This is a genomic window from Flavobacterium sp. UBA5153, assembly GCA_002413745.1.
Lineage (GTDB): Bacteria > Bacteroidota > Bacteroidia > Flavobacteriales > Flavobacteriaceae > Flavobacterium.
Genome location: DHXP01000059.1, coordinates 14,651 through 20,845 on the forward strand (window position 1 = coordinate 14,651; position 6,195 = coordinate 20,845).

Annotated in this window: 11 protein-coding genes; all 11 read left to right on the forward strand. The window is 31.7% G+C overall.

Annotated features, from left to right (window positions below; translation table 11 throughout):
- Positions 1-187 precede the first annotated feature (187 nt).
- The gene (locus tag B2145_RS11635) at positions 188-571 is read left to right on the forward strand and encodes a hypothetical protein (RefSeq protein WP_291102390.1); all 384 of its coding nucleotides are present in this window, start codon (positions 188-190) and stop codon (positions 569-571) included.
- A gap of 74 nt (positions 572-645) precedes the next feature.
- Positions 646-1,404, forward strand: coding sequence for an MlaE family ABC transporter permease (locus B2145_RS11640; RefSeq protein WP_291102392.1), 759 nt, complete (start codon positions 646-648; stop codon positions 1,402-1,404).
- A gap of 5 nt (positions 1,405-1,409) precedes the next feature.
- Positions 1,410-2,144 (forward strand): ABC transporter ATP-binding protein, encoded by a 735-nt coding sequence (locus B2145_RS11645; RefSeq protein ID WP_291102394.1) that lies wholly within the window; start codon positions 1,410-1,412, stop codon positions 2,142-2,144.
- 18 nt (positions 2,145-2,162) lie between these two features.
- Positions 2,163-3,029, forward strand: coding sequence for an MlaD family protein (locus B2145_RS11650; RefSeq protein WP_291102396.1), 867 nt, complete (start codon positions 2,163-2,165; stop codon positions 3,027-3,029).
- A gap of 138 nt (positions 3,030-3,167) precedes the next feature.
- Positions 3,168-3,935, forward strand: a complete 768-nt coding sequence (locus B2145_RS11655) for a DUF4382 domain-containing protein (protein WP_291102398.1) — start codon at positions 3,168-3,170, stop codon at positions 3,933-3,935.
- A gap of 225 nt (positions 3,936-4,160) precedes the next feature.
- The gene (locus B2145_RS11660; RefSeq protein WP_291102400.1) at positions 4,161-4,385 is read left to right on the forward strand and encodes a hypothetical protein; all 225 of its coding nucleotides are present in this window, start codon (positions 4,161-4,163) and stop codon (positions 4,383-4,385) included.
- A gap of 20 nt (positions 4,386-4,405) precedes the next feature.
- Positions 4,406-4,624, forward strand: a complete 219-nt coding sequence (locus tag B2145_RS11665; protein ID WP_291102402.1) for a hypothetical protein — start codon at positions 4,406-4,408, stop codon at positions 4,622-4,624.
- 1 nt (position 4,625) lies between these two features.
- Entirely contained in the window at positions 4,626-5,027 is a 402-nt protein-coding gene (locus B2145_RS11670; protein WP_291102404.1) for a low affinity iron permease family protein, read from the forward strand.
- A gap of 44 nt (positions 5,028-5,071) precedes the next feature.
- Positions 5,072-5,308 (forward strand): hypothetical protein, encoded by a 237-nt coding sequence (locus B2145_RS11675; RefSeq protein WP_291102406.1) that lies wholly within the window; start codon positions 5,072-5,074, stop codon positions 5,306-5,308.
- A 196-nt stretch (positions 5,309-5,504) separates the two neighbouring features.
- A complete protein-coding gene (locus tag B2145_RS11680) occupies positions 5,505-5,690 on the forward strand; it encodes a CsbD family protein (protein ID WP_291102410.1) in 186 nt (61 codons plus the stop codon).
- Positions 5,691-5,740: 50 nt separating this feature from the next.
- On the forward strand, positions 5,741-6,195 hold a 455-nt coding region (locus B2145_RS11685), incomplete at its 3' end, for a hypothetical protein (RefSeq protein ID WP_291102412.1).

Consider the following 6,195-nt stretch of genomic DNA (forward strand, 5'->3'; position numbering starts at 1 on the left):
AAATATACAGCGGCATTATACCAGAACGATTGGACTAAAACATATTAACGAATGGTATAAAAAGGAGTGAATATTGTAACTTTTTACAAAAGTTATACAACACTTTTTACCATAAACATACTGACCTTTATGTCTTTAACAAGGCAAGCATAGTGTCAAATAACTTCATTATAAAAAATACAAATTTATGAAAGCAACAAAAAAATTAGGCATTTGGATGGATCATTCCATTGCCTATTTAATGGAGTTTACTTCTAATCCATTTGAGATTAAAACCATTGAATCAAAATTTACGCAACTTAAAAAAATGGAGGCTTTAGCCAAGAGTGAAAGCTTGATGCATAATAAAGAGCAACAACAACTTTCCAATTATTATAAAAAACTGGGTGAGGAAATAAAAAACTACAAACGAGTTTTACTCTTCGGTCCTACTAATGCAAAAATGGAATTGTTCGATATTTTAAGTCAAGACGAACGTTTCGCTACTATAAAAATCGAAATTAAAGAAACCGATAAAATGACGGTAAATCAAAAAAACGCTTTTGTAAGGGAATATTTTTCAAAAGCCTAGATTCAATATCTGAAATTACCGAATACAATTCACATTCAAAAAACAAGAAAATTATTTCATAAAAGTACCCTATTTTGACTCTCTATCTAAAAAATATTTTTAATGAAGCCGGTAATATTACCCAATTTACCGCAAGGTTTTTTAAGGAACTTATCAAGCCCCCTTTTCAATTCAGGGAATTTATTAGGCAATGCTTCGCCGTTGGATACAAAACCTTGCCATTAATAAGCATTACAGGTTTTATAATGGGATTGGTTTTGACCATTCAATCACGGCCAACATTATTAAAATTTGGAGCAGAATCCTGGTTGCCAAGTATGGTTTCGTTGTCCTTAATCAGGGAAATTGCTCCTGTAATAACCGCTTTAATTTGTGCCGGAAAAATTGCTTCCGGAATTGGTGCCGAACTGGGTTCAATGAAAGTAACAGAGCAAATAGACGCTATGGAAGTTTCGGCAATTAATCCTTATAAATATTTGGTTGTTACCCGAATTTTAGCCACCACACTTATGGTTCCTATTTTGGTAATTTATGCTGATTTCATAGGAATTTATGGTGGTTACATTGGGTTTAACATACACGGAAGTATAGGTTTGTATCGTTATTTCTCCGAAGTATTGGAACATCTAGGATTTTTAGATTTTCTGCCAGCACTCATTAAAACTTTTTTCTTCGGGTTTTTTATAGGATTAATAGGTTCTTACAAAGGTTTTAATGTCTCAAACGGGACGGCAAGTGTAGGGATTGCAGCAAATGAAGCAGTAGTTTCGGCTTCGCTTTCAATCTTTATTATTGATATGATAGCCGTTCAATTAACCGATTTATTTTTCTAAAAATTATGGAAACACAACCTATTATTGCCATCAAGAATTTATATAAATCTTTTGGAAAAAATAAAATTTTAAATGGAATTAATCTTACCGTAAACAAGGGAGAAGATTTGGTTATTCTTGGTCGTTCCGGTTCAGGAAAATCAGTAACCATAAAATGTTTAGTTGGGTTAGTAAAAGGTGACAAAGGTGAAATTAAAATTTTTGGTACAGAAATTACAAATTTAAAAGATAATGAACTCAATGATATTAGAATCAAAATCGGATTTATGTTTCAAAATGGTGCGTTGTACGATTCAATGTCAATAAGACAAAATTTAACATTTACATTAAAACATCATACTCGAAATTTATCTGAATCAGCAATCGAAAATCAAATTATTGAAGCATTGGAAAGTGTTGGTTTGAAAGAAGCAATAGACAAAATGCCCTCGGAATTATCAGGCGGAATGAAAAAAAGAATTGCACTGGCAAGAGCAATTATCATAAAGCCTGAGATTATTTTTTATGACGAACCAACTTCAGGTTTGGATACCATTACATCAAGAGAAATTAGCGAATTAATATTATCTGTTCAAAAAAAATACAAAACAAGCTCCATCATAATTACCCACGATATGGCTTGTGCAAAAATGACGGGAAACCGGATTTTGATTTTGAAAGACGGGGTAATTAATGCCGAAGGGACTTATGCAGAACTGGAAAAAAGCGACGACGAATGGGTGCGTTCCTTTTTTATTTAAACAATAAAAACTAGAATTATGAATAAAGATACCGAATCAAATTGGAAATTAGGAATGTTTGTAATAATTGGACTATTATTATCAATCCTTACTATTTATTTTATCGGGAAGCAGCAAAATTTGTTTGGTTCTACCATTCACTTAAAATCACAATTTAAAACTGTCAGTGGACTAAAAGTGGGTAACAATGTGCGCTTTTCCGGGATAAATGTTGGAACAGTAGACGAAATTGAATTGGTTACGGATTCCTGTGTAGTTGTTGGTTTAATGATTCGAAAAGAAGTTCAAAAATTTATTAAAACGGATGCCATTGCTAGCATTGGTTCTGATGGATTAATGGGAGATAAAGTGCTAACTATTTCACCCGGAAATTTGTCCAATAAAATTATCAAAGACAACAACTTTATTGCGTCAAAAAGTAGCATAGAAATGGAGGACTTAATGAAAAGCGTGAAAACTAGCGTCGATAATGCTGGCATTATTACAACTCAATTAGCTAAATTTACTTATAATATGAACAATGGAAATGGCTCCTTGTCAAAATTGATGACTGACAAAGAATTTGCCAACAGTCTAAAAAACACGCTAGCCAATCTAGAAATTAGCTCCAAAGAATTTGCGGAATTCACGACAAAAATGAATAATGGAAAAGGGGTATTATCAAAACTAGTCAGTGATGAAAAATTAGGCATAAAATTAGATTCAACGATGTCAAATCTTGAATCAGGAACAAAAGGATTGAGTGAAAATATGGAAGCGGCAAAAGAAAATTTTTTACTAAAAGGCTATTTCAACAAGAAGAAAAAAGCCGAAGCAAAAAAACAGGAAGAATTAAAAAAGAAAAATAATTCAAAAAAGTCCGAAGAAATAATTCCTAAAAAATGATTAGTTCGTTATTGCATTGAAAAAGAGAATACGTAAATTATGCAACTTAATACTAAAGTTATGTAACACTTCGTTATCTAATTGTAATCACCTTTACAAGGTTGTAAAAATTAATTTGCAACAATAAATAAAATGAAAATGAAAAAGATAAATTTTATTCTATCGATAATGATGATGGGATTTTTAATGAATTCATGTAGTAATAATGATACTACAACATCGGCTTACCCAGTTGCCATAAAAATGACCGATGCTCCAGGCCCATATAACAAAGTGTTTATTGATCTTCAAGGAGTAGAAATAACCGGAAGCGGAGGACAAACGGTTACATTGAATGTAAAAAAGGGCATTTACAACTTACTGGATCTTTCAAACGGGGTTAGTACATTAATTGCCACCGATACTTTACAAATTTCTACGGTTGAGCAAATAAGACTGATACTCGGAACAAACAACTCAGTAGTGGTTAATAACGTAAGCTATCCATTAAGCACTCCAAGCGCCGAACAATCTGGACTGAAATTGCAAGTACATCAAACGCTCCAACAAGGCATTTTGTATAGTGTGCTTCTTGATTTTGATGCTAACAAGTCTATCGTGGATTTGGGAAATGGAGGTTATAAACTTAAACCAGTTATTAGAACTATTGAAACAGCCATAAGCGGTTCCATTACTGGTAAAATTTCACCCGTTGGATTAGCAGCTGTTAGCGCTGTCAATAGTACTAACCCACTTCTTTCCTTTTCAACAAGTGTAAATGCCAATGGTAATTTTACGGTTATGGGGCTTTCTCCCGGAACTTATAACCTAACCATTACTCCAGCATCTCCTTTACTCCCTGTTACTAAAACTAGTATTATAGTCACTGCGGGTATAACTACAGATATAGGAACTATAGCTTTATAAATGATTTCAAAAACATCCTTCAAAAACACCCACTCTATTAAAAAGAGTGGGTGTTTTTTTTACATTTAAATAAATTGTCTCACTCTATTAATTATGGACTAACTCCTAATTTAAAATATGTAAATAATATAACTTATCTCCAAAGTTATACAACGCATTCTTCCTTAAAGCTGTCCACCTTTGTAGTGTCTCGAAAACTCATTCACGACAAAAAAACAAAACAAAATGGCAGATATGACAACCCTTAAAAATGCAGCCAAATCACAAGATGCTATTTCCGAAATGCAAATGCAAATTGACATTCACAAAAGCACTGCAAAATACCACGAAGAAAGAGCCAATCAACTAGAACAAGATTATTACAATAAATCGTGTGGATGTTCCGTGAAAGCTCAAGAAAATAATCTTTTTGATTATAAATCCCAAATAAAAAAGGAAGCACCATTCTAGTAACTGATAAAACATTTATTATGAAAACTGAAAAAAAAATCAACAAAAAAATTCTAAAAATAACTTTGAAAATAAAGGAGCAATTTCCTGAATTATCAAAATATATTTTAGAAATGCCGGTCACAATTCCGAATATAGAAAATCCAGAAATGAACAGTAAAGCATTACAAGATTACTATGATTCATTGGAAGTCTTATTAAAAGACTATACCGAAAATCACAATATAACAACAAAATAAAATGGAAAAAATAAAAAATATATACGCCTTCACGGAGAAAATTTTTGAAAGATTAACCACAATGGCAACCGCTATTCTTGGGAGTTCTATTACCTTCATTTTAGCTTTAGGCTTAGTGATTAAATGGTGGATTAATAATCTATTCACCACAAGGGATGTTCATCAAATTATTGGAGATATCATTTTTGGAACTACTTTTTTAAGTATGTTTATTATTCAGAAATCATTCAAAAAGTTTTCGGGTTCCTTACATTTAAAAATAAACGAATTAGTATCATCGCATGAACCTGCTAACAATTCGGTAATAAATGCCGAAGAAAAAACAGAAAAAGAAATAACTGAACTTTCTAAAGAATATACTGAATTAGCGGAACACGTGAAAGAGATTATTAAAGATAAATAAGGAAATTATATTTTCATCTCCTAAAACATTTAAAATAAATAAAAATGAAAACAAAAACTCTTAGAATAGTATTTATTATAATAGGAACAATGATGATGATTTATTCTGGATTCAATTATGTAACCACCGAAAAAATGGTAGAATTAGGTCCAATTACCATACTCTCACACAAGGAACATTCCATACCCTTTTCGCCTATCATTGGCTTGGCGTTAATTGCCGTAGGCTTTATTACAGTTGAAAAAAACCGAAATAAAAAGGATTCAACCACTAATCTTTAGAATAGGCAAATTGAATCTATTTTATATACAAATCCCACAACTTAATACTAAAGCTGAACAATGATTTAGTATAAATTTTCAACATAACAATGTGTGAATGATGCAACTTATTTCCATAGTTATATAACACTTTCTGTCTCTAATGAAACCACCTTTGTATTGTTGTGAAAATACTTTCACAGATAAATTAAAAAAGATGAACACTACAGAATTAAAAGGAAACTGGGACGAACAAAAAGGCAAATTAAAACAAAAATTTGCCGCTTTAACTGACAATGATTTCCTGTTTGCAAAAGGAAAGAAGGAAGAAATGATAGGAAAACTACAGATAAAACTTGGCAAAACTAAAGAGGAATTGTACAAGATAATTGAGGCACTGTAAGTCGTATTTAAATTTGGTTTACAATGCTTTTAATACTTAAATCACTCCATATGAAAAAGACAATTTTTATCCTCGCATTTACCACACTAATCGCTGGAACGGTATTATTAGGTTGTAAACCTTCAACTAAAGAAGAAAAAGAATCTCAAGAAAATGTGCAAGATGCCAAAGACAACGTAGAAGATGCCAAGGATAATTTGGTCGTGGCAAAAAAGGCTGCCAGTGCTGAAGAATGGAAAGCTTTCAAAGAAAATACAGATTCAATTATCAATGAAAACGAAATTCGGATAACTGAATTAAAGTTGAAAATGAAAAAAGCAGGAAAAACAATTGATGCCAAATATGAAAAAAATATTGACATCCTGGAACAAAAAAACAAAGATCTTAAAGCAAAAATGGAGGCTTATAAAAACGACGCATCAAGTGATTGGCAATCGTTTAAACATGAATTTAATCACGATATGAATGAACTTGGTCAAGCATTGAAAGATCTAACCGTTAATAA